General features: G+C 31.8%; 19 protein-coding genes. 15 read left to right on the top strand and 4 right to left on the bottom strand.

Annotated features, from left to right (window positions below; all coding sequences use genetic code 11):
* The first annotated feature begins 72 nt into the window (after positions 1 to 72).
* A complete protein-coding gene (locus M4I21_RS11615) occupies positions 73 to 963 on the top strand; it encodes a neutral zinc metallopeptidase (protein WP_249559330.1) in 891 nt (296 codons plus the stop codon).
* Between the two features lie 408 nt (positions 964 to 1371).
* On the opposite strand, the gene M4I21_RS11610 is transcribed toward M4I21_RS11615, so the two are convergent.
* Entirely contained in the window at positions 1372 to 1980 is a 609-nt protein-coding gene (locus M4I21_RS11610; RefSeq protein WP_249559472.1) for a superoxide dismutase, read from the bottom strand.
* Between the two features lie 122 nt (positions 1981 to 2102).
* Between M4I21_RS11610 and M4I21_RS11605 the strand changes: the two genes are divergently transcribed.
* The 11 genes from M4I21_RS11605 to M4I21_RS11555 all read left to right on the top strand — a co-directional run bounded on the left by M4I21_RS11605 (position 2103) and on the right by M4I21_RS11555 (position 17114).
* Positions 2103 to 5222 carry a UvrD-helicase domain-containing protein gene (locus tag M4I21_RS11605; RefSeq protein WP_249559329.1) on the top strand — a complete coding sequence of 1040 codons (3120 nt, stop codon included), beginning with the start codon at positions 2103 to 2105 and terminating at the stop codon, positions 5220 to 5222.
* Between the two features lie 5 nt (positions 5223 to 5227).
* A complete protein-coding gene (kbl, locus tag M4I21_RS11600) occupies positions 5228 to 6421 on the top strand; it encodes a glycine C-acetyltransferase (RefSeq protein WP_249559328.1) in 1194 nt (397 codons plus the stop codon).
* Between the two features lie 114 nt (positions 6422 to 6535).
* On the top strand, positions 6536 to 7894 hold the full coding sequence (locus M4I21_RS11595) for an OmpA family protein (RefSeq protein ID WP_249559327.1): 1359 nt from the start codon (positions 6536 to 6538) through the stop codon (positions 7892 to 7894).
* 68 nt (positions 7895 to 7962) lie between these two features.
* Positions 7963 to 10698, top strand: a complete 2736-nt coding sequence (locus M4I21_RS11590; RefSeq protein WP_249559326.1) for a PD-(D/E)XK nuclease family protein — start codon at positions 7963 to 7965, stop codon at positions 10696 to 10698.
* Between the two features lie 181 nt (positions 10699 to 10879).
* Positions 10880 to 11281, top strand: coding sequence for a response regulator (locus tag M4I21_RS11585; protein ID WP_249559325.1), 402 nt, complete (start codon positions 10880 to 10882; stop codon positions 11279 to 11281).
* Positions 11282 to 11358: 77 nt separating this feature from the next.
* Positions 11359 to 11901, top strand: a complete 543-nt coding sequence (locus M4I21_RS11580; protein WP_072303967.1) for a heme NO-binding domain-containing protein — start codon at positions 11359 to 11361, stop codon at positions 11899 to 11901.
* Positions 11894 to 13873, top strand: coding sequence for a PAS domain-containing sensor histidine kinase (locus M4I21_RS11575; protein ID WP_249559324.1), 1980 nt, complete (start codon positions 11894 to 11896; stop codon positions 13871 to 13873). Before M4I21_RS11580 ends, M4I21_RS11575 begins: the two co-directional genes overlap by 8 nt.
* Before the next feature lie 4 nt (positions 13874 to 13877).
* Positions 13878 to 15011 carry an FIST signal transduction protein gene (locus tag M4I21_RS11570; RefSeq protein ID WP_249559323.1) on the top strand — a complete coding sequence of 378 codons (1134 nt, stop codon included), beginning with the start codon at positions 13878 to 13880 and terminating at the stop codon, positions 15009 to 15011.
* Positions 15011 to 16087, top strand: a complete 1077-nt coding sequence (locus M4I21_RS11565; RefSeq protein WP_249559322.1) for a sensor histidine kinase — start codon at positions 15011 to 15013, stop codon at positions 16085 to 16087. Before M4I21_RS11570 ends, M4I21_RS11565 begins: the two co-directional genes overlap by 1 nt.
* On the top strand, positions 16074 to 16391 hold the full coding sequence (locus M4I21_RS11560) for an Hpt domain-containing protein (RefSeq protein ID WP_249559321.1): 318 nt from the start codon (positions 16074 to 16076) through the stop codon (positions 16389 to 16391). Before M4I21_RS11565 ends, M4I21_RS11560 begins: the two co-directional genes overlap by 14 nt.
* A 3-nt stretch (positions 16392 to 16394) precedes the next feature.
* Positions 16395 to 17114 carry a LytR/AlgR family response regulator transcription factor gene (locus M4I21_RS11555; protein ID WP_249559320.1) on the top strand — a complete coding sequence of 240 codons (720 nt, stop codon included), beginning with the start codon at positions 16395 to 16397 and terminating at the stop codon, positions 17112 to 17114.
* A 56-nt stretch (positions 17115 to 17170) separates the two neighbouring features.
* Here M4I21_RS11555 and M4I21_RS11550 read toward each other — a convergent pair whose 3' ends face one another.
* Entirely contained in the window at positions 17171 to 19243 is a 2073-nt protein-coding gene (locus M4I21_RS11550; RefSeq protein ID WP_249559319.1) for a tetratricopeptide repeat protein, read from the bottom strand.
* Between the two features lie 226 nt (positions 19244 to 19469).
* Here M4I21_RS11550 and M4I21_RS11545 point away from each other — a divergent pair, with 226 nt between their 5' ends.
* The 3 genes from M4I21_RS11545 to M4I21_RS11535 all read left to right on the top strand — a co-directional run bounded on the left by M4I21_RS11545 (position 19470) and on the right by M4I21_RS11535 (position 22570).
* Positions 19470 to 19772, top strand: a complete 303-nt coding sequence (locus tag M4I21_RS11545) for an STAS domain-containing protein (RefSeq protein WP_249559318.1) — start codon at positions 19470 to 19472, stop codon at positions 19770 to 19772.
* On the top strand, positions 19759 to 20994 hold the full coding sequence (locus M4I21_RS11540) for an MATE family efflux transporter (RefSeq protein ID WP_249559317.1): 1236 nt from the start codon (positions 19759 to 19761) through the stop codon (positions 20992 to 20994). Before M4I21_RS11545 ends, M4I21_RS11540 begins: the two co-directional genes overlap by 14 nt.
* Positions 20995 to 21295: 301 nt before the next feature.
* Complete coding sequence (locus M4I21_RS11535) at positions 21296 to 22570, top strand: glycosyltransferase (RefSeq protein ID WP_249559316.1); 1275 nt, start codon at positions 21296 to 21298, stop codon at positions 22568 to 22570.
* Between the two features lie 53 nt (positions 22571 to 22623).
* On the opposite strand, the gene M4I21_RS11530 is transcribed toward M4I21_RS11535, so the two are convergent.
* Complete coding sequence (locus tag M4I21_RS11530; protein WP_249559315.1) at positions 22624 to 24144, bottom strand: glycoside hydrolase family 2 TIM barrel-domain containing protein; 1521 nt, start codon at positions 24142 to 24144, stop codon at positions 22624 to 22626.
* On the bottom strand, positions 24141 to 25370 hold the full coding sequence (locus M4I21_RS11525) for a hypothetical protein (RefSeq protein WP_249559314.1): 1230 nt from the start codon (positions 25368 to 25370) through the stop codon (positions 24141 to 24143). The genes M4I21_RS11530 and M4I21_RS11525 overlap by 4 nt, the downstream gene beginning before the upstream one ends.

The following is a 25370-nucleotide window of genomic DNA, read 5'->3' as shown; positions in this document are numbered from 1 at the left end:
AATATTTAATTATTTGTAAGAATTTATTTATTAATATTGTGATATATATAACTAATTTAAATTTTTAAAGAAATGAAAAACTTAAACCGCAAAGTAGCCTATGTTTTAGGAGTTACTTTTTTTTCGATGTTACAATCTTGTAGCAAAGACACAGACGTTGCAGATGTAGAGAGTGCAGAAGAATCTGTTTTGGCAATTTCAGATGCTTTTCCAGAGGAATTGCATAATTGTGGGTATGTAGATGGTAACTGGAGTAGTTCAGCTTTTTTATCTAGCTCAATTGGTACTACATCAGAAACAAATTTTATGCAAACGCAGAATTCTAAGATAGCATCTGTTTGGGGAAGGCCAGCAGTGCCTTTATCTTTTGTAAAAGATAATTCTAATCCAAATTCTACGTACAATGCTATATCTTATGGTAGTGGTAAAATTTATTATGGTCAGGCTATTTATAATGCAGCTAAGGCACAAGGGCAAATTGCTAATGTTATGATTTTAGCACATGAATATGCACACCAATTACAATTTACTTATGGTTATCCTTCTAAAAATGAAACTACAGCAAGGGCGGCGGAGTTAGAAGCAGATGGTATGGCCGGGTATTACCTAAGAAGACCAAACGGGTACAATAAAACTAGTTTTTCTCAGATTGCAGCAGCTTATGAGTTTGCAGAATCTATTGGTGATAATAACACATCTAGTCCAGGACACCATGGTCGTAGCTACCAAAGACGTTCTGCAGTAAGATTAGGGTTTCTTTTAGGAGCTTATGATCTTAATGCATCTAGTTTTGATTACAACTTTTTCTACTACTATAATGGAGTTTTAAATGGTTCTTACAAACAAGAGAAATCAGAATTTTTTAATCCAGAAATGGACAAATACATTCGTTCTTATACTAAGGAATTAGAAAGAATTAAGAATGGTGAAATGACAGATGAAGAGTATTTTGAGTTAGATTAAAAATTGTAATGCAATCATTTTTGTACAAATTTTTAATTGTTACTATAATTTTAACAGTACTATAAGATTTGTGCACAAGTTTTGGTATTAGTTTTTGGATAAAAGGCGAGGGAAACTTCGCCTTTTTATTTGCTTGTAATCAAGCGATTAGGGTGCATTTCATCGATGTTTTTTACATTTTTTCGTTTTTTTTCATTAATTTTTTCTCATAATATTTTTTTTATTAGACACAATACCAGTAATTTAGCAGAGCCATAGCATAAGTAGGTTAAGTTTATGGTAAGATTTGGGACGAAAAGGGTAGAGATTTCTCTGCCCTTTTCTATTTTACAGAAACTATTTAAATAAAAGGTATAAAAAAAGCCACTCTAAGTTTAGAGTGGCTTTTTTTATTTGTAAGAATAATTCTTATTTATTACTAGCGTAAAGTTCAGATACTTTATCCCAGTTAATAACATTAAAGAATCCTCCAATGTAGTCAGGTCTTCTGTTTTGGTAATTTAAATAGTATGCATGTTCCCAAACATCTAAACCTAAGATAGGGAAACCACCACAACCAACACCTGGCATTAATGGATTATCTTGGTTAGGAGAAGAACAAACTTCTACTTTACCACCTTTATGTACACATAACCAAGCCCAACCAGAACCAAATCTAGTTGCAGCAGCATTAGAGAAAGCTTCTTTAAAAGCATCAAAAGATCCGTAAGCAGCGGTTATAGCAGCAGCTAATTCTCCTGTTGGCTCACCACCACCGTTTGGAGACATAACTTCCCAAAAAAGAGAGTGATTGTAAAAACCGCCACCATTGTTACGTACAGCACCATTGCTCATATCTAAATTAGTTAAGATATCTTCAATAGATTTATTTGCTAAATCTGTACCTTCTATAGCGCCATTAAGTTTAGTGGTATATCCGTTATGATGTTTAGTATGGTGAATCTCCATAGTTCTAGCATCAATATGTGGTTCTAACGCATCGTATGCGTAAGGTAATTTTGGTAAATCAAAAGCCATAATTATATCTATTTTTAAGTTAAAAAAATGTCGTAGCTCAAATTTACAATATTCTAAAGCATTTTCCATAAGGTTTCTGTTAAGAACATTGTAATATTATGTAATTTGCAACTAAAAACTACTTGGAAACTTCTCCTTATAAAATATACAGTGCATCTGCCGGTTCTGGTAAAACATACACCTTGGCCAAAGAATACCTAAAAATTATTTTGTCTTCAGAAACATCTAAAAGTTATAGACAAATACTAGCTATTACATTTACAAATAAGGCTGTAAACGAAATGAAACAGCGTATTTTAGATAATTTATATGCTTTTAGTAAAACAGGTATTACAGTTACGCCATCAGATTTATTCTTAGATGTCGCTAAAGAGTTAAGTGTAAGTACAGAAGAATTACAAAAAAGAGCTAAGCAAGTACATAAGAGTATATTGCATAATTATGCTTTTTTTGATATATCTACGATAGATAAATTTACGCACAGGCTTATTAGAACCTTTGCTAAAGATTTAAAAATACCTCAGAATTTTGAAGTTGTTTTAGATACCGAATTACTTTTGGCTGAAGCGGTGGAACGTTTAATAGCTAAAGCAGGTACAGATAAATTATTAACCAATACATTGTTAGAATTTACTTTTGAAAAAATTGATGATGATAAAAGTTGGGACATCTCTTTTGATTTAAATAAGGTAGGGAAAATGTTATTTAATGAAAATAACATAGAGCATTTAAAGAGTTTTAAAGCCAAAAGTATTACCGATTTTTTAGCTTTAAAAAAGACAATTACTACGGCTCTAAAAAATTTAGAGGATAGTAGTATAGAAAAAGCAAAGGCAGTACAAACTATTATAGATACAGAAGGTATCGATATTGTAGATTTTCCAAGGCAAACATTACCAAATCATTTTAAAAAAGTAATAGAGGGTGAGTTTAATCCAACCAAGTTGTACAACAACAAGTTAGAAGAAAACTTGCGAGATGGTAAAATATTTAAAGCGAGCGTAAAAAATGCGCCAGAGCATATAGCACCTTTACTTTTAGAAATTTATTTAAGTGTAAAGCAAAGTGTTTACCAAAGAGCATTGTATAAAAACGTGTACAATAATATTGTGCCATTAACCGTCTTAAACGAAATACAAAAAGAGATAAATGCTATTTGTAAAGAAAGGGACCAGTTAACATTGGCTTCTTTTAATGCTATTATTTCTAAAGAAATAAAAAATCAGCCAGCTCCTTTTATATATGAACGTTTAGGGGAGAAATACAGGCACTATTTTGTAGATGAATTTCAGGATACATCTGAGCTTCAATGGGAAAACCTAGTGCCACTAATTGGTAATGCTCTAGAAAGCTTAGACGATTATGGTAAAATGGGATCTCTTTTATTGGTGGGTGATGCCAAGCAAGCTATTTATAGGTGGCGTGGAGGTAAAGCAGAACAGTTTATACAACTTACCAATAAAGAAAAGCTGCCTTATGTATTAGAGCCCGTAACAGCAGAATTACCTAAAAATTATAGAAGTTATTCAGAGGTTATTAATTTTAATAATAGTTTTTTTAGTTTATCTAGTGAGCTTTTAAATAACCCAACCTATGCAGAATTGTATGTTTCTGGTAATAAACAAGAGGTAAATACAAAAGAAGGTGGTTTGGTTACATTATCTTTTATACCAAATGAAAAGGAAGAAAATGATAACGATTTATATTGTATTACTGTTTTAGAAACAATAGAAGAACTTACGTTAGAAAAAAAATACAATTATAAGGACATTTGTATTTTAGTAAGGTCTAATAGTCATAGTTATGTATTAGCAGATTTTTTAACTGCGCAAAGCATACCTATTATATCATCAGAATCTTTGTTATTAAAGAGTAGTACTAAAGTAACTTTTCTTATCAATCTTTTAAAATACAGTACACAGCCAAAGGATAAGGATACAGCTTATGAAATCTTATATTTTTTAGCAGATGAAAAAGAAGGAACTCATAATTTTATACAAACCCATTTAAACTCTTTAGAAGAGTTTTTGCTTAATGATTATGGTTTTGCAATAGGTAAATTAAAACAATCATCTGTTTATGATGCTTTTGAAAAAGCAATTCATCAATTTAAATTAGCAGAAGCATCAGACGCATACCTAATAAGCTTAATGGATGAGGTTTTAGATGTAGAGCAAAAAGATGGTGTTAGCGCCCAAACTTTTTTATCATATTGGGAAAAGAAAAAAGATAAATTGTCTTTAAAAGCTCCAGATAATATTAATGCTGTCCAGATTATGACAGTTCATAAGTCTAAGGGGTTAGAGTTTCCTATTGTTATATTTCCGTTTGCAAATTCATTTATATATGGTAAAGACGAGAAGATTTGGCTTCCCGTAGATCCTGTACATTTTAATGGTTTTACAGAAATGCTTGTTACTAAGAAGCAAGAAATGGAAGAGTACGGTGAGTTAGCAGCAAAGTTATTTACAGAAGAGCATAGTAAAATGGAACTGGACGCCTTTAATGTACTGTATGTAGCACTTACAAGAGCAGTTAAAGGATTATATGTAATAAGTAAAAAAGAGATTAGTACAAAAGGCGAACCTAATATGAATAAGTATTCTGGCTTGTTTATTAAGTACCTGCAACAAATAGGAGTTTGGACAGACACTGAGCTTACCTATAGTTTTGGTAATTTAGAGGAAGCAGAAGCTTCTGCTAAAGTAGTTAATGAGCTAAACCACATACCTTATCAATATTCTACAAAAGATAGACCAAGTTTTAAAATACTAACTCAGTCTGGTATGTTGTGGGAGACTGGTAGAGACGTAGCTATGGAAAAAGGGAACTTAATACATCTACTCCTTAGTTATATTAAAACAAAAAAAGATGTAGATAAGGCTATTGCTATATTAATAAGAGATGGGCATTTAGCCCAGCAAGATAAAAAAGACACTAAGCAAAAAGTACTTACAATAATAGAGCATCCAGATTTAGAGATATATTATAAGGAAGGAAATATTGTTAAGAACGAAAAGGATATAATTACAGCAGAAGGGTTACTTTTGCGTCCAGATAGGGTTGTTATTAATACAAATAATGAAGCAGCTATTATAGATTATAAAACGGGTGTTGAAAACAAAACGTATCACCAACAAGTAAATAAGTATGCTGCGGCATTAGAAGCTATGAATTATAAAATAGCAACTAAAGTTATAGTCTATATTAATGATAACATAACGCCAGAATTTATAAGTTAAAAATTATGTACGGTAAAATTAAAGAACACTTACAACAAGAAATAGACGCGATTAAAGAAGCAGGTCTATACAAAACAGAGCGTATTATAACGTCTCCACAAGATGCAGTTATTAAAATCTCTACAGGAGAAGAGGTAATTAATTTTTGTGCCAACAATTATTTAGGTTTATCAAATCACCCAGAAGTAGTACAAGCAGCTAAAGATGCTATGGATACGCATGGTTTTGGTATGTCATCTGTGCGTTTTATATGTGGTACACAAGATATACATAAAGAGCTAGAACAAAAAGTAGCTAATTTTTATGGTACAGAAGATACCATATTATATGCAGCAGCTTTTGATGCTAACGGAGGTGTTTTTGAACCATTATTATCTGCAGAAGATGCTATAATATCAGATTCATTAAACCACGCATCTATTATAGATGGTGTTCGTTTGTGTAAAGCAAAGCGATATAGGTATGCTAATAATGATATGGCAGATTTAGAAGAGCAGCTTAAACAAGCCAATGCAGATGGTTCTAGGTTTAAAATAATTGTTACAGATGGTGTATTCTCTATGGATGGTATACTAGCACCTTTAGATAAAATATGTGACTTAGCAGATAAGTATGATGCTTTGGTAATGATAGATGAATGCCACTCGGCAGGTTTTATAGGAGAAACAGGTCGTGGTACATTAGAAGAAAAAGGAGTTTTAGACCGTATAGATATTATAACAGGTACCTTGGGTAAAGCTTTAGGTGGTGCAATGGGAGGTTATACTACCGGTAAAAAAGAAATTATAGAAATTCTAAGACAGCGTTCTAGACCTTATTTGTTTTCAAACTCTTTAGCGCCAGCAATAGTAGGTGCATCTATTAAAGTTTTTGAGATGTTAGATAAGGATACAACCCTAAGAGATAAGCTAGCAGAAAACACGGCATACTTTAAAAAAGGGATGAAGGCAGCAGGTTTAGACATTATAGATGGTGATTCTGCAATAGTACCCGTAATGCTTTATGACGCAAAGCTTTCTCAGAAAATGGCAAATATGCTATTAGAAAGAGGCATATATGTAATAGGGTTTTTCTTTCCGGTTGTGCCTAAAGACAAGGCAAGGATAAGAGTTCAACTGTCTGCTGCACACGAAAAAGAGCATTTAGACAAAGCTATTGCGGCTTTCACCGAGGTTGGAAAAGAACTTGGTATCATATAATTAACATTCTTTTTTTACATGTAATGTTAAAAAAAAGAGTTGTTTGATTTTGTTAATAAATCCTAACAACTTACATTTGCAGCTTACAAACACTTAAAACTTAAATTTTAAAGCATGAAAAATCTTAGCAAATTAATGGTTGTTGCCTTACTTCTAGTAGGTGTAAACAACATGCAAGCGCAAGACGAAAATAATCCTTGGCAGATTAATTTTGGTGTAAACGCAGTTGATATGTGGCCAACTAATGATGAGGATGCCGCTTACCCTACTGGAGAATTGTTTGATGAGTACTTCAATGCTACTGATCACTGGAACATTCTTCCTTCTATCTCTTATATTGGAGTTTCTAGATCTGTAGGTAATGGTTTCTCTGTAGGAGTTAGAGGTTCTTTAAATAGAATTGAAAACTTAGGAGATTGGGCAGCTGATGACCTTTCTTACTACGGTTTAGATGGTGCAATTAAATATGCATTCTTAAAAAATACAACAATTGATCCTTTCGTTGAAATCGGTGGTGGTTACACGTGGGTTGATGAAATCGGTTCTGGTACTGTAAACGGTGGTGTTGGTGTTAACATATGGTTCTCTGAGAACATAGGTTTAACATTACAAACTGGTTACAAGCACGGATTTGAAGATTACAGCGTTAAACATTTCCAACACTTAGCTGGTCTTGCTATCAAATTTGGTGGTGCTGATACAGATGGTGATGGTGTTTATGACAAAGATGATGCTTGTCCAGAAGTTGCTGGTTTAGAAGCTTTCAACGGTTGTCCTGATGCTGATGGTGATGGTATCGAAGACAGCAAAGATGCTTGTCCTAACGAAGCTGGATCTAAAGAAATGAACGGTTGTCCTGATGCTGACGGTGATGGTATCGCTGATAAAGATGACGCTTGTCCTAATGAAGCAGGTACTGCTGCATTAAACGGTTGTCCTGATGCTGATGGTGACGGTGTTGCTGATAAAGATGATAAATGTCCTTCTGAGGCTGGTCCTGCTGCAAACAACGGATGTCCTTGGGCTGATAAAGATAAAGATGGTGTATTAGACAAGGATGATAAATGTCCTGAGGTTGCTGGTACTGTTGCTAACAACGGTTGTCCTGAAGTAACTGAAGAAGTTCAAAAGCAATTGAATGACTACGCTAGAACTATCTTATTTGATACAGGTAAATCTTCTATCAAAGCTGAGTCTACTGCTGTTATGGTAGATATCATTACTATCTTAAAAGAGTATCCTAACGCTAAGTTTACAGTTGAAGGTCACACTGATAGTGTTGGTTCTGCTTCTTTAAACCAGAAATTGTCTGAGTCTAGAGCTCTTTCAGTAAAAGAATTTTTAGTAGAAAAAGGAATTGGTGAATTTAGATTATCTGCTGTAGGTTACGGAGAAGATAAGCCAATGGCTACTAACAAAACTAGAGCTGGTAGAAAGCAAAACAGAAGAGTTGAAATCAACTTAGTAAAATAATAAGAGTTTTAAACTCTAATTTTATAGAAAAAGCTCCGCAATTGCGGAGCTTTTTTTATTTTTAACCCATGCAAAGCTTTTTAGAAGAAACACTACTTACAATTATAGAAAAAGAAGGTTCATTAGAGAACCTTATTTTTGTTCTACCTAGTAAACGTGCAGGCACGTTTCTTAAAAATGCAATCTCCCAACATACAGATGCAACCATATTTGCCCCAGAAATACAAAGTATAGAAGACTTTGTAGAAACAATATCTGGTTTAGCTTATGCGTCTAACACACAACAATTATTTGAGTTATACAAAGCATACGAATCTTCTGTAAAAGGAGAAAGAGATAATTTTTATGCTTTTTCTAAATGGGGAACTACCCTATTACAAGACTTTAATGAAATAGATAGATATTTAGTAGATACCGCTAAAATCTTTTCTCACCTTAATGCGGTACAAGAAATTAATCATTGGTCTGTAGAAAAAGATAATAGTACTATTATAACCAATTATATTGCTTTCTGGAACTCTTTAGAGGCTTTGTACACAGCTTTTAATGCTGGACTTAAGGCAGAAGGTCTTGGTCACCAAGGATTGGTGTATAGGCAAGCTTGTGCTAATTTAGATAGCTATATACAAGAAACAAAACAAAGTAAACATTTGTTTATAGGTTTTAATGCTTTAAATACTGCCGAGGAGCTTATTTTAGAAACTATTTTAGAAAAAACAGAAGCAGAAATTTACTGGGATTTAGATGAGTATTTCTTTAACGATCCTGTGCATGATGCAGGCTTTTTTATTCGTCAGTTTAGTACTAAATGGGGTTATTTTAAAGACAAGCCATTACGAACTACAAAGGGGCAATACTTAACAGAAAAAAACATTAGCATTACAGGTGTTCCTAAAAATGTATCACAGGCCAAGTTTGTTGGTAACCTATTAGGAGAAATGCATTTAGAGAAAAAGAGTATATTAACCAATACAGCGGTTGTTTTGGGAGATGAAACTCTTTTAAACCCTTTAATTAACGCTATACCAGAAGAAATTAATGGTATTAACATTACAATGGGTTTTCCGTTACATAAATCACCTTTAGAAAGTTTATTTACGCAATTGTTCGAGGCTTATATACGCCAAGATGTAAAAGGCTGGTACTACCAACAAGTAATAACACTTTTAAATCACCCCTATATACAACTATTGTTTTCTACTGAAGATGCAGAATCTATTGCAGATACTATATGTACAGAAATTAAATCTAGAAACTGGATTTATGTAGATGTGCCTAAATTAAAGTTAGCTAGTAACAACAATACAACTCATTTAGACTTATTGTTTTACAGTTCTACTGTAACGGTACCAGTGTTTTTAGAGAAATGTTTAACTCTTATTACCGCAATAAAAGAACACGTAACTGTAGAGGGTAATGGTTTGGAGTTAGAATATTTATATAGGTTTCATCAGTTGTTTAATCAGTTGAATGATTTAGTAGTTAAATACCCATTTTTAGACGATTTACAATCGCTTTTTGGACTTTATAAAGAATTACTGTCTAGTGAAACCTTAGACTTTAAGGGAGAGCCATTAAAAGGCTTGCAAATTATGGGAATGTTAGAGAGTAGAAATCTAGATTTTGAAACCGTAATATTAACATCTGTAAACGAAGGTATATTACCATCAGGAAAGTCTAACAATTCTTTTATTCCTTTTGATATTAAAAAATTGTATGGTTTGCCTACGTACAAGGAAAAAGATGCAGTTTACACATATCACTTTTATAGACTTCTTCAACGAGCAAAAAATATTCATTTGGTGTATAATACAGAACCAGATGTACTAGAAGGCGGTGAGGTTAGTAGGTTAATTAGACAGTTGGTAGCAGATGATAACATGTCTAACTACATTACCGAAACCATAGCTTTTCCAGAAATTAAATCTCCAGAAAAGAAAGAGGTTTTAATACAGAAAGATATACATTTAATGGAGTTAATTAAAGGCATTGCTGCTTATGGTTTTTCGCCAACATCTTTATCTAATTACATTAGAAATCCTTTAGATTTTTATAAAAAGAACATTTTAAAAATTAACGAATTAGAGGAAGTGGAAGAAACTGTAGCGGCCAATACTTTTGGTACTATTGTACATGAAACTTTAGACGAGCTTTATCAACCATTTTTAGGCCAATTTTTAGATCCCGAAAAGTTAAACGCGCTACTACCATCTATTAATGCTGTTGTACGTAAACAATTTGCTAAGTTTTATAAGAACGTAAGCTTAGAAGAAGGGAAAAATTTAATAGCTTTTAATGTAGTTTTAAAGTATGTAGAAAACTTTATTAAGTTAGAAGTTACGAGTGCTAAAAGACATAAGATAAAAATAATAGGATTAGAGCTAGCACTAAAAACAGCTATAAATGTACCTGGATTAAACTTTCCTATACATATAAAAGGTAAACTAGACAGAATAGACGAGATAGATGGTGTTTTGCGTGTAATAGATTATAAAACAGGTAAGGTGGAGCAAAGGAATCTTAATTTATCTTCATGGGAAGACATTGTACAAGAGTACGATAAAAGTAAAGCTTTCCAATTGCTATGCTACGCATATATGTATAATAGTGAGCATCCTATAGATAAAGTTGAGGCAGGTATTTTTTCTTTTAAAAACATAAAGGCAGGTATTTTAAAATTTACGGATAACAAAAGTACTATAATAACACAAGATACATTGGAGTTGTTTACAAAAGAGCTGCAAAGTTTGGTGCACGCTATTTGCGATCCAAATACGCCATTTGTAGAAAAAGAGATTAAATAAAACAAGATAATATTTCACTAGATTTCTTGGTTGCTTAATGGTGAATTTTATTAATTATTAAAATTTAAATTTATTAACCTATAGTAAATTACCATTCGTCTACACTAAACTACTATTCACCTACAGGCTAAATTTTAATTAGAAGTGTACTATTACTTTTGTCTATATAAAATCTAGAATTATGAATATTTTATTTATTGAAGACGATATGATTGAGACTATGAAGCTGAAAAGAACAGTTTCTAAGCTTCAATTAAAGCATAAAATAACGGAGGCAAAGAATGGTGAGGAAGCTCTAGATATATTAAAATCAGGTAATACTTTACCAGACATTATTTTGTTAGATTTAAATATGCCAAGAATGAGTGGCATAGAGTTTTTGTCTATTTTAAAGGCAGATGACACTTTAAGGTATTTGCCAACAATTGTATTAACAACATCAGAAAATAGAGCAGATTTATTAGAATGTTATAGAATTGGTATTGCAGGTTATGTTATTAAACCGCTTAAATACGAGGATTACGAAACTAAAATGCAAAGTGTTCTTAACTACTGGGACAACAACGAACTAGTAAAAGGCTAATGATTTAACGCGTTTCACAACAAAAATGATATTGTAGGTATTATTTTTCTTACTTTTAATTACTTAAACGTCTAAGTATGAAAGGAGTTGTATTTACCGAATTTTTAGAAATGGTAGAATCTAAGTTTGGATTAGAAACTGTAGATAATATTATAGAAAATTCTAATTTACCATCAGAAGGGATTTATACATCTGTTGGCACCTACAGTTTTAACGAAATGGTAAGTCTTATTACCAGTTTAAGTACAGAAGTTAAAACGCCAGTAGGAGATTTAATCTACGCATTTGGTTTATTTTTATTTAATGGCTTGGCAAGTGCACACCCAGAAGTAATTAAAAGTTATAATTCTCCTTTAAGTTTATTGTACTCTATAGAAGACCATATTCATGTACATGTAAAAAAACTGTATCCTGATGCTGAGTTGCCAACGTTTAAAATTTTAGAAAAAACAGATACTTCTATCTCTATGGTTTATTCTTCATCTAGAGGTTTGTACCAATTAGCTCACGGTCTTATAGAAAAGTCTTTTGAACATTTTAATAGTACGGCTACAGTAACATATCAACTTTTAAATGATAACGGAACAGAAGTTAAATTTGATATAGTACAGAATGGATAGTGAGAAAGAAATACACTTGCTCAAAAGAGCACTAGAAAGACAAAAGAAAGCGAGAATACAAGCAGAGAAAATTTTAGAGGATAAATCTAAGGAGCTTTTTGATACTGCACTACATCTTAAACAGGCAAACAACAAATTAGAAAATTTGTTAACAGAAACAACATCACAATTAGACGGTGGCTTTGTTAATATTATAGATCCTTATGTTGTTATGGATCTAAATTTTAATGTTGTAAACATGAACAAATCTGCCCGAGAATTTTTGGGTTATGATAATACCAAAGAAACCATAAACCTACCCAAGTTAGTACACAAAGATTTTATACAATACACCATAGAGTCTTTTCAGCGATTACTAGAAATTGGGACTTTAAAAAATTACAGAGCTAAAATTATTTTAAAAGATGGTAGCTATAAGTGGATACAAATAAATACAAGCGTTATTTATGATATGGACTTTAAGCCAATAGGCGCCCAAGGTATAATAAGAGATATTAGTCAGGAAACAGAAATTAAAGAATTACTAAACGAGCAAAAAAAACAATTAGATATTATTGTAGAAAATTCTCCTTTAGGGATTGTTTTAACTGTTGACGATAAAATAATAAAATCTAATACCGCGTTTATAAACCTTTTAGGATATAAAAATGCTGTGGTAGAAGAAATAAAATTATCAAACATTTCTGAACCCGAAGATGTAGCAGCAACAGAAAAGCAGGTTTCAGAAATGACTGCAGGGCTTTTAGACAACTTTTCTACTGTAAAAAAGTACTTTAAAAAAGATGGCTCTATCATTTTAGCTAAAACAAATGTAAGTGTTGTTAAAAACGATAAAGGAGAGATAGAATATCAAGTTTACGTAATAGAAGACATTACCAAAGAGCGAAAAGCAGAAGAACAAATTAAAGCAGAAAAAGATAAATATAGTGGCATTATAGCTAATATGAATCTGGGTTTAATAGAGATAACTATTGATGATGAAATCCAGATGGTAAACCAAAGCTTTTGTTCTATGAGTGGTTATACCAAAGAAGAACTAATAGGTAAAGATGCTATTAAGATATTAAACATACAGAATAATGAAGCTGTAGCAGAGAAAACTCGTAAAAGACTAGAAGGAATATCAGACTCTTACGAGATTAAAATATCTAATAAAAAAGGAGAGATTAGAGATTGGCTTGTTAGTGGTGCTCCAAGATATAATGAAGAAGGTAAGGTCGTTGGTTCTATTGGTATTCATTTAGATATAACAGGGCAAAAAAAGTTAGAAGAGCAAAAAGAGCAGCTACTTAAAGAGTTAAAAATTAGTAACGATGGTTTGCAAGAGTATGCACATATAGTATCTCATGATCTTAAATCACCTCTACGTAGTATAAGTGCATTGGCAACTTGGACGTATGAAGATTATAAAGATGTGTTGGATGAAGCTGGAGTGCAAAACCTAACACTTATGCAAGAAAAAATTGCTTTTATGGACAAGTTAATTCACGGTATTTTAGAGTATTCTACTGCCGGAAGCTCCCAAATGTCTACTGCTAAAGTAGATTTAAATAACATTATTACAGACATAAAAGATAGTATTTATATACCAGAACATGTAACTGTAGTTGTACCAGAAAAACTTCCATTGTTAATTGCAGACAGTACTAAAATTCATCAATTGTTTCAGAATATAATTGGTAATGCTGTTGTTCATATAGAAAAAAAGGAAGGAATTGTAAAAGTATTGTGTACAGATCAAAAAGAACATTGGCAATTTTGTATAGAAGATAACGGTGTTGGTATACCAGAGAAATTTCACAAAAAGATATTCGAAATTTTTCAATCTATAGGAGACAACGAGCGCTCTACAGGAATAGGTTTATCAATAGTTAAAAAAATTGTAGACCGCTACCAAGGTAAAGTTTGGATAGAAAGTGAATTGGGAAAAGGAACAAAATTCTTTTTCACCCTTAAAAAAGATAGTAATTAGAGTTATGATAATAGTACAAGCAAAAAAAAATAATGGCTCTAGTTTTCAATTTACAACAGAAAATGTAGCTTTAAATAACCCTTTGGTATTGGTATTTGGCAATAGATATATGTTAGAGGATACAAATTTATATACCGAGGTTAAGGAAATGTTTCCTAACGGAAACATAGTTTTTGGTAGTACTTCTGGTGAAATTTTAGGAGATAGTGTCACTAATAATTCAATTGTATTAACAGCAATAGAGTTTAAAAAATCGTCTTATATAGTTAAGAGTAAAAATGTAAAGGATTTTAATAATAACGAAGAAGATTTAGGATCACAATTAATAGCAGAATTCCCTAAGGAAGATCTTAGGCATATATATGTAGTCTCTGAAGGCAGTACTGTAAATGGTAGTGCTTTAATTGCCGGAATAGAAAAAGAGAAAGATATATCTATAGGACTTTCTGGTGGTTTATGTGGAGATGATGATCGTTTTGAAAGAACACTAACATCTTATAATGAGAACCCTAAAGAAGGTGAAATTGTTGCCATTGGTTTTTATGGTACATCATTAGAGATTACTAGTGCTAATTATGGAGGCTGGACGGGTTTTGGGCCAGAACGTATTATAACAAAATCTAAAGGAAATATTTTATATGAGTTAGATGGTAAGCCTGCATTAGATCTCTATAAAAAGTATTTAGGAGAAAAAGCAAACGAGTTGCCTAAATCTGCATTATTATACCCTTTAAGTGTAAAAACAGACGAAGGTGCAGAGCCCATTGTACGCACAATTTTAAATATTGATGAAGATAAAAATACAATGATATTAGCCGGTGATGTACCAGAAGGCTCTATTGTACAATTAATGATGTCTACTGTAGATGATATTGCAGAAGGTGCAAATAAAGCGGCTGTATATGCATCTAGAAATAGGAAAACAAATCCAGAGCTTGCATTACTTGTAAGTTGCATTGGTCGTAAATTGGTTATGGACCAAAGAACAGAAGAAGAAGTAGAAGAGGTTTTAGATGTAATAGGAAATCAATCTAAAATTATGGGATATTATTCTTACGGAGAAATGGCACCTTTTGAAGGCAACAATGCTTGCAAATTGCACAACCAAACAATGACTTTAACCTTAATTAGCGAGTAATGCATTCACTATTAAAAAGACAAATTCGAAAAAATTTGCCAGAAAAGTTTAAAAATGATGTAGACTTAGCAATGCTGTTTAGTGCCGTAGAAAAATCTTATGAAGATTATGACGATAAAATTTCTATGATACAACGTGCAACGACTATTAGTGCACAAGAATTAAAAGCAGCAAATTTAGAACTAGCAGAAGAGGCAAAAGAACAAAATAAAACACTAGAGGCACTAGAAAAAGCCATTAATAGCCTAAATATTAATTTAGGTAATACAGAAGATGTTGTTAAAACAGAATCTAATATAGTAAGTGCACAAATGTTAGCAAAGCATATTAGTAAACAGGCAGAACATATTGCAATGGTTACTATAGAAAAAGATAGGCTGGTAAAGGATTTAGAGGAACAAAATAAGTCTTTAAATAACTATGCGCACGTAGTATCTCATGATTTAAAATCTCCTATGCGTAATATAAATACGCTTATGAGTTGGATTGTAGAAGAGGAAAAGCACAAGTTTGCAGAAGATAGTCTAAACAACTGCTCGCTAATATCGCAGAACTTAATAAAAATGGACAACCTAATTAGTGGCATTTTAAAACATGCAACCATTGGGTCTAATGAAGAAACTAAAAGTAATGTAGATTTAGTAGAACTTATAAAAGATATCGAGAGTACTATATATGTACCCGAAAACGTTACAATTATAGTAGAAGATAAACTACCAACGATACATATAGACAAGTATAGGTTAGATCAATTGTTTATGAACTTACTTACTAACGCTGTTAAAGCTACAGAGCATTTAGATAGGGGTATAATAAGTATTAGTTATAAAGAAGATGATAAATTTTGGAGGTTTGCTGTAAAAGATAACGGTACAGGCATTCCTGAAAAATACCAAGGTAAAATTTTTGAAATGTTTAAAAAGTTAGATAACGATATAGAAGCTAACGGAATAGGTTTAGCATTAGTAGAAAAAATTGTAAATTTCTATGAGGGTGAAATATTTTTAGAATCAAAAGAAAACGAAGGAACTACATTTTACTTCACTATTAAAAAAGAACAGAATGGAAGAGCCTAATCTAAATTACGTAAATACCCTAGCAGACGGAAACCAAGAATTTTTAAACGAATTTATTGCTATTATAAAAAAAGAATACCCTGGAGAAGTAGAGACGTACAACAAGGGAGTTAGTACTAAGAACCATATTGCTACGGCAGATATAGTACATAAATTAAAACACAAGTTTAATATTCTAGGACTAGAAAAAGCCTATGGATTGGCCGTTACTTATGAAAACGAGCTAAGAGAAGGAAATTTTAAATTAGACTCAGATTTTAAACGAATACTAGATAAAATAACTAGCTACCTAAAAACCATTTAGAATATGAATTGTATTATAGTAGATGACGAAGCAACAGCAAGGCTAATTGTATCTCAGCTATGCTCTAAAATTGATAACTTGGATGTTATAGATGATTTTAGTAGCGCAATAGAGGCTATAAAATTTTTAAATCAGAATACAGTAGATGTAATCTTTTTAGATATACATATGCCAGGTTTTAGTGGTTTTGATTTTGTGCAGACATTAAAAAATCCACCAAAAATAGTTTTAACGACTTCTGACACAAACTTTGCAATAGAAGCTTATGAGTACGAGGCTATTGTAGATTATTTGGTAAAGCCAGTTACACTAGAACGTTTTGAAAAATCGATACAAAAAATAAAAAAATCACTTTCTCAGCAGTCACAGGTAGAGTCGGTAACACAAAGTTCATCATCTAGCTCTGAGATAGGTGAAGAATTGTATATTAATATAGACAGGCGACTAATAAAAATAAATTTTAACGACATACAGTTAATAGAAGCCAAAGGAGATTATATAGAAGTTAAAACAGTAAAAGAAACCTATAGAGTACGTAATACGCTAAAGAAGATTAAAGATAAATTACCAGAAAAGCTGTTTTTGCAAATACACAGATCTTATATTATAAACTTTACTAAGATTATAGATATAGAAGACAATAGTGTGTTAATAGAAAAAAACGTAGTGCCAATTAGCAGGTCTAATAGACCAGAATTAATGAGAAGATTAAATTTATTATAAGTAGCTCTTCAGTCTAAAAAAACAAGTTTATGCCTTAACTATATGTTGAGGCATTTTTATTTTATCTGATATTTTTTCTTGAGCTTATTTAAAAATAATGGCTGTTTAGTTAAGTAGTATTTTAGTTTAATACCAACTTCAGTAAACTCAAAACCAGCAGCTGTTGCAGATGCTATGTTACTGTATTTACCATAGACGTCACCAATTAACCGATCAGAAAATTGATGTGTTAAACCAGCTTCAGCTCTAAAAAGGGAACTAGCATCTTGTTCTTCTACATATTGTAAACCAGTTGCTGCGCTTGCAAAATAGTTTGTTTTTTCATTTACTTTTCCTCTTACATCACCAAATAATTCTAATGCTTTGTATTTGTCCGGACTAAAATATATTAATGGTAACTGATCTTTAAATGTTATGTATTGGTAGTTTACACCAAATTTTAAAGCAGGTTTTTGCAATACATTATAATATAAAGAAGTAAATAAAAGATTTCTTTCATTGTCATCGGTTTGCTTAGTATGTATAAGTTGGCTATACCAACCTAAATTAAAATTAGTACTAAGGTTATAAATTAAGCTGTAATGGTTCATCACAATTTCTCTTTCTATAAGCTCTGCGTTAAAGTTTTGTACCTCTCTTTGGTATCCTAAATCTAGGTTTAAAAAAGATAAAGGCTTCATTTGTAATTTAGCTTGTAAAATGGGTTGTGTGTATGCAGTATTAGAAAACCTAGAGTTGTTAAGGCCAATAGAGGTTAATAAATTAGTTTGCGGCATCAATTTATATTCAATATCAGCTTGTACAATATGCGAATTTGCTTTGTTGTTTGTAGTGGTATTTTCTGTGGTTCTATATTGGTAAGATACCATTGTTCTAAATTTAGTAGATAGTGGTACCATAACAGCAGTTCTTAAAGATATAGCTGTGTTGTCGCCATTATCAAACGTGTAACTAACTTGCTGTTCTGCAAATGGCGTGTAATTCGTATTTAGCTTTTTAATTAAGCCTGATGCATCTTTCTGTTTGGGAAAAATATCTAAGGTTTTATATGTAGTTATGTATGCAGGTACAATTTTATCAGACGCAAATAATGCATTTGCTTTTCCTAAATTACCATCAAAAGATAAGCTATCGTTTGCTAGTATTTTGTCATAATTAGTAATACTAGTTTTAAACTTAGCAGTGTACATACCCAATGTAGCTTTTAGTGCCATAACCCAATTTCGGTTTGTATATTTTTGGTCTAATGCGCTAATTTCTTGTTTTGCAGATACAAATTTTCTATTCCAGATTAATGCTTGCACATAACGTTCTTCACTTTTTTCTAAAAGCTTGGGGTCATTAAGTTTAGTTGCTTTTTGTTTAGCGATAGTAGCGGTTTCTAGAGCTATTTTTTCTTTTTCTCCTATATGCTCTGCTAAAGCAACACCGTTTAGAGCTGTTATAGAATCTTTGGGTGTTTTGGCGTATCTGTAATATGTTTCTTTGGCCTTTTTTACATCTTTAGTAATTAAAAAGATATTGGCTAGATTTAGTAGCGCATCTTTATCATCCGGAAAATCTTCTAATATTTCGTTTAATAGGCTCTCTCCCTTTTTATAATTTTGGTTATTTACATAGTAGTTAGCGTAGCCAAGCTTAATATATTTTCTAGATATTTTAGCGCTACTATTATTAGGATCTACTTCTAATGCTTTGTTAACCCATTTTAAAGCATCCTTATATTCCTTTAAATTACTCAATGTATTTGCATACCCTAAAATGGCCGCAAAGTTAGTAGGGTTGTTTTCTACTAGATTTGCATATAATGGTTTTGCTTCTTTAAATTGATTTGCCCATAAGAAAGACTCGTAATAATTTATTTGTACTTCAAAATCATTAGGGTGCTTTTCTAAGAGGTCTTTAAATATTCTGTTGGCCACATCTGGTTCTCCGCTTAAACCGACTGCTCTACCATAACAAATTAAAACAGTTTTGTTTGTAGGTAGGCTTTTTGTAAAAGGTTCAAAAAATGATTTCGCTTCTTTAAAATCTCCGTTTTCTAATAACTTAAAACCAGGAGTAAAGTCTTCTTGTGCAGTTAAAGATATGGTTATAAGGAATATAAAAAAGGAGACAATTTTTTTCATTATATAATAGGTAGGTTTAGTACTACAGTAATATAACGAATACATTTTAAATTTATTAGTGCTTTGTTTTATTTAATTAAGACAGAACTAATTTTTTATTTAAAGAGTAAACCTAACCATTCATCTACAGTAAACGTCTAGTCGTCTACAGACGCCAATTTAAGATAATAAGTTCTCTGATATTTGCTGTATCAATAAAACAAAACTTAACCTAAAATATAAAATTATGGCTTTACAAATTAATCATAACAACGAGTTTCTAGAAGTAAAAGGAAATCTTAACACTCAGAATATGAAGACACTTAACAACCATATCGATTTTTATTTAAAGCGTAACGAAAAATTAATTTTGTCTCTAGAAAGAGTTAACGAAATAGTTTTTTCTAGTGCCAAACAATTAGAGCAATTATATATTAAGGTAGCCAAAAATAATAAAGTATTAACTATTGTTGGTCAAGAGAATAAGCAAATTGCACCAGTAATGATTTTGTCTAACACATCTTATATCTTTAGCAATGACCGCGTTTAGTTTTGTAAAAAAGAAGATTACTCCAGAACAACTATTTATGACAAGTGTGCTTGTTGTAAACGGAGGAAACTACCTATATAACTTAGTATTAGGTCGTATGTTGGGACCAACAGCCTTTGCAGATGCTGCTTTACTAATAACATTATTATTAGTGCTATCGTTTGTAGGAATGACTTTTCAATTGGTAACTACAAAATTTAATATTTTATTTTCTGGAGACCAGTGGATTGCTTTTGAAAATTACATGCAGAAATACGCTGTTATTTTTGGATTTGCAATTGGAGCATTGCTTTTCTTCTTCTCACAAGATTTACAACAGTTATTTAATACGCAATCATCTACAATGTTTAAGGTTTTTGCAGTTGGTATTCCGCTTTATTTTGTAATGTCTGTTAAAAGAGGAAAATTTCAAGGAAAACAAGATTACGCAGGTTTGTCTGTAACATATCAATCAGAAATGTGGAGCAGACTTTTAATAACTCTAGCATTGTTGTTATTTATTCCTATGAACCCTGCTTTTTTGGTAGCAGTAGGTATAGTTATCTCTTTTGTTTTTGGACTTGTCCCTGTAAAATTCAAGAAAATATCTTTTGCAACTTCTAAAATTTTAACATCAGAAAATAAAAAGAAAGTAACCACATTTATACTACTAACTGCAGGTTACGAGCTTACACAGATTATAATAAACAATAGTGATGTACTTTTAGTAAAGCACTATTTTAATTCCTTAGACGCCGGGCTTTATGCTTCTTTAGCATTAATTGGTAGAGTGGTTTACTTTGTAGCCTGGATGTTTGTAATGTTATTGTTGCCAGCAGTAATAGAAAAAAGAAAAGAAGGTAAACGCACAGCACCAATTTTGTTTAAGTATGTTGGTTACATAAGTTTATTATCTGTTGTTATAGTTGCTGCTTGTTACATATTTCCAGAAACAATAATCTCTTTAATGTTCGGAGATGCTTACTTAGCAATGTCTTCATTATTATGGCAATATGCATTGGCAACTTCCCTTTTTGCAATTTCTAACATATTTGCATATTACTTTTTATCTCTAGATTATTACGTTCCTGTAATATTATCAGGAGTATTAGGATTATCGCAAATAGGATTAATAGTATTTTTTCATAGTAGTTTAGCTATGATCGTTCAATTACAAATAATAGTGATGCTAGCTCTGCTCTTTTCACAGTTGCTATATTTTTCACTAAAAAGAAATATATAAGACCTACTTATAATATGACTGTTCCCCCCGAGAAACTGCCTAAGACTTTTAATTAAGTTTTGGGCTTTTTTGTTTTTCGACAGCTCTAGTTTAATTATAAAAATGGAGTTCTATTCTTATTAACACAATAGATAAAATCTTTTTTTTTACGTCGTTTTGCGATGAAAACCTTTAACCTAAACACTCTTTCCATTCGTCTATAGTAATAGTTGAGTCGTCTCTAAGCGCCTATTAAATAAGGGTTTAAGATGGATATTTGTATAAGAAATTTAACCCAAACAAGTATTTAAAACTTAACCTTATGAAATTAGCAATTGTAACAGCGTACCCACCAAGTAAAGTAACTTTAACAGAGTACGGATACCACTTGGTAAAACATTTTAGATTACAAAAAGAAGTAACTGAAATTGTCTTAATTACAGACAAAACCAAAGAAGCCAAAGACCTTTCTTTTACTGAAGATGGTTGTAAAATTACAGTTAAAGAATGCTGGGATTTTAATAGCTACAAAAATGTTTTTGGTATTATGGGTGCAATTGCAGACACTAAACCAGACGCAGTTTTATTTAACCTTCAGTTTTTAAAATTTGGAGATAAAAAAGTCCCTGCTGCGTTGGGTTTAATGTTGCCATTAATATGTAAATTAAAAGGAATACCAACAATTTCTTTATTACATAATATATTAGAGCAAGTAGATTTAGAAAATGCAGGTATCACTAAAAATAACTTTTTAAAGAAAGCTTATAACTTTATTGGTAGTACACTAACAAAAGTAGTTTTAGCTTCAGATGTGTTAGCCGTTACAATTAGTAAATACAAGAGTATATTAGAAGATAAATATAACTCTAGAAACGTTGCTTTAATACCACACGGTGCTTTTGAAACTCCACCAGAACCAACTTATGAGTTACCTAAAGGGGCTAAGCAAGTGATGGCTTTTGGAAAATTTGGAACGTATAAAAAAGTTGAGGTTTTAATAGAAGCAGTAGAAATTATTCGCCAACGTACAAAACAAGATATAGAAATAGTTATAGCAGGTACAGATAGCCCAAACACACCAGGTTATTTAAATGAAGTGAGCAAAAAGTATAATCACGTAGCGCAATTAAGGTTTACTGGTTATGTAGCAGAAGAGGATGTACCGGTTATTTTTGGAGATAGTGCTGTAGTTGTGTTTCCTTATACATCTACTACGGGTAGCTCTGGTGTATTGCACCAAGCAGGTAGTTATGGTAAGGCAGTTGCTTTACCAGATTTAGGCGACCTAAGCATATTAGTTAAAGAAGAAGGATATAGAGGTGAATTTTTTGAGCCAGAAAGTGCTGAGTCTTTAGCAGATGCAATAGAAAACATATTAACGTACGACGATTATAGAGAAGAGTTATCTAAAGCTAATTATAAAGCTGCTTGTTCTTTGCCAATGTCTGATATTACACAGATGTATGTAGATTACTTTACAGCAATACAAATGGCTAAATCCGGTAACGTTAGTATTGATACTATTATAGCAGAAAGAGAAAAGGAAAGAGAATTACAGAAAGAAGGAGAAATTAAAAATGAACTTATAGCAAAATAATTTACGGTTAGGTTAAGCCCAAAGGAGAAACAGTATGGTTAGCTGTTTCTCCTTTATTTTTTTGCTTTTATATACGTAAGAGCCTCTTTTGCTTTGCCCTCTGTAGTAAATAGACCAAAATATTGTTGTTGTTTTTTACGCCAAGGCAACCTACCAACCACAGCAGTTGGTATGGTTTCAAAATCATATAAAGTCCATAATACAAACGGAATATTTTTTTGAGCCACATAAGCTTGCATTTCTTTGTAATACTCTGCTTGGTCGTCATTAGAGCCAGTATATAGGTTCCAAAAACCACTATAAGAAGAATAACCGTACTCTTGCAAAACCAAATCCTTGTCTTTACTGTTCTCTTTTAAAACTGCATAAGCATTTAAAAAATCTTTAGGCTTTTTGTAATAATGAAAAGACACAAAATCTACTTCTTCAACTAAGTTTTCTGCAGCTTCTGTACTAGACCAACCAATAGTAACATTTGTTTTACTGTCCCACTCTTTTATATTTTTTATCATTTGTGTAAGCCAGGCAGTTACCTTTTCTTTTCCACGAGATTCAAAATCTAAATCTGGTTCATTTTTAATATCCCAGGCAAGTAGTGCGTTATGACCTTTAAGTGCCGTTACAATTTGTTCTGCGTGCCTATGGGTTAAAGTCCAATCTTGAATATCATAATTACCATAAAAATCAAACAAAGTAACTATTACTTTTAAATTATGCTGTTCTGCAATAGTTAGAGTTTGTTTTAGTTGGGCTAATTTTTTTAGGTCTACAGTAGCTTTGCCGAAGGTTTCATAAGGCACAAAAACCCGAATTGTATTTAGTCCCATTTGCTGTATTAGGCCAAAATCTTTTTGTAAAACAGCGCTGTCGTATTTTTTACCATACATATCCCAGGGAGTGTTTTTTGGATAGTAATTAATACCTTTTATACTTTTTGCATCTATAGTTTCTCTTTGGCTTGGGTTGTTTTTTTCTGAATCAGGCTCTATTTCAACCAAATGTCTAATTCGCCAAAAACCATCTTCTAAAAGCATCATAACTTTGTAGCTAGGAGCAATATGGTATGTGCTAACCAATTCTTTGTTGCTATAAACTTCTTGGTATTGCGCTACATTATGATCTGTAAACACAATTAGTTTGCCATCCGTGCTGTAAAAATTTACAGTTGGGTTGTGCTTTATAGTCGTAGTCTTTAAGGTTGTTCCGTTTTTAGCATTTAACTGTAGGGTGTTGTTTATTTTTTTTCTAGCGCTTTCTGTATAGTAGTCTTCAATACCATACATATCGTTTGTTGCATAGGCTAGGTTACGAACGTTCCAAGCACTTATATAATCTTTTTCTACAGCTTTTAAAGTCTGGTCTTCTATAGGTCTGCCTTCGTTTGTTGTGTTACTCCACGTAATTTTAGGAGTATATGTTTCTTCAAAATTTTGTTCAATATGTAAAATAGAAGCCCTATCTGCGCCAGTATTTAAATAAGATAAGATAGAGCTAATACCAAAAAGCAACAATGCATTTAACCCTATAAAGGATAAAAGCAAAAGTATGCGGTATATGTTTCTGTTTCTTTTCATCTTAAGTGTATGGCTTTATTTTTTTTAATACCAGCGGCTTCAATTGTTATATTGTAGTCGTTAGATTTGTAAAAATCACTATCAAGATTAAATGTTGCAAACCCTTTTAAAGTGGTTGTTTCTTTAGTGTTTAGTACTATTTTATTTGCGTCGTAAATAATGGCTTTAACGGCTAATCCGTCTGGTACCAATTGTTGCATAAAACTCTCTATTGGTCCAATAGTTATAGTTCTATTATCTTTAGAAAATGTAATTGTATAGTCTACTATTGCAGCATCAAAATCTACAGGTAAATTATTGCTTTTTGCAGCACCAGTAACATATGCTGTAACTACCCAAGACTCTTTTTTTGCGGGGTGTAATAATTTTGCTTTTGCAACACCATTAATAGTTGTGCCATTAGTTTGTAACTGTATACCACTACTGTTTTTTACTGAGAATAAAACCAAAGTACCGTCACTAACTATATTACCATGATTGTCTTTTATTATGGATGATGTAAATGTAATAATTTGATTGCCATCTGCGTATTTATGATTTCTAGTGTAATCTATGGTAAAGTCAGATGCATTATCTGGCAAAATAACAGACGTTAATTCTTTAGATTTAGTACCATTAGATAAAGACGTAATTAAAATACGTCCCGTTTTTTTAGGAGAAAAAATAGTCGTCCAGGCTACTAAGCTTTTTACTTTCAAGGTGTCTACAGTTATCTCTTTTTTAAATTGATGTTTTATAGCAACTTTAGTATCATCTAACATTGGGTTATCTAACCGATCTGTAGGGACATTAACAAGCATAGAAAAATCGGAGCCACCAGCAATAATACTTCTTGGTCCTAAATATGTTTCTAGTTTGGTTTTTTTAGTAGTGTCTGGTGTAATTTGTAGGCTACCTGTTGCTAATTTCTTAGAACTTAAGATTAACTCCCAATGTATTTTGTTAGCAATAGTACTAAAGCTATTAGGAATTTTATAGGTCGATATTTCTTTGTCTTTCTTTGGACGCAATACTGTAGTCCCGTATGCATTTTTTACTATTAAAACAGCTTCATTTTCTTTGGTTGAAGAAAATTTTAATACAATAGAATCACCAGCCGTAAAAGAATCTTTTTTAGTTACTAATGTTGTGGTTATAGCACTTGTATCCTGTTTTTTTGGGGCATCACTTTTACTGCAACTAAAGCTGCATATAAGTATAACGAGTATGTATATATAGTGCTTCAA

This window comes from Cellulophaga sp. 20_2_10 (assembly GCF_023476645.1).
Taxonomy (GTDB): Bacteria; Bacteroidota; Bacteroidia; order Flavobacteriales; family Flavobacteriaceae; genus Cellulophaga.
This window is presented reverse-complemented; position numbering and strand designations above follow the sequence as displayed.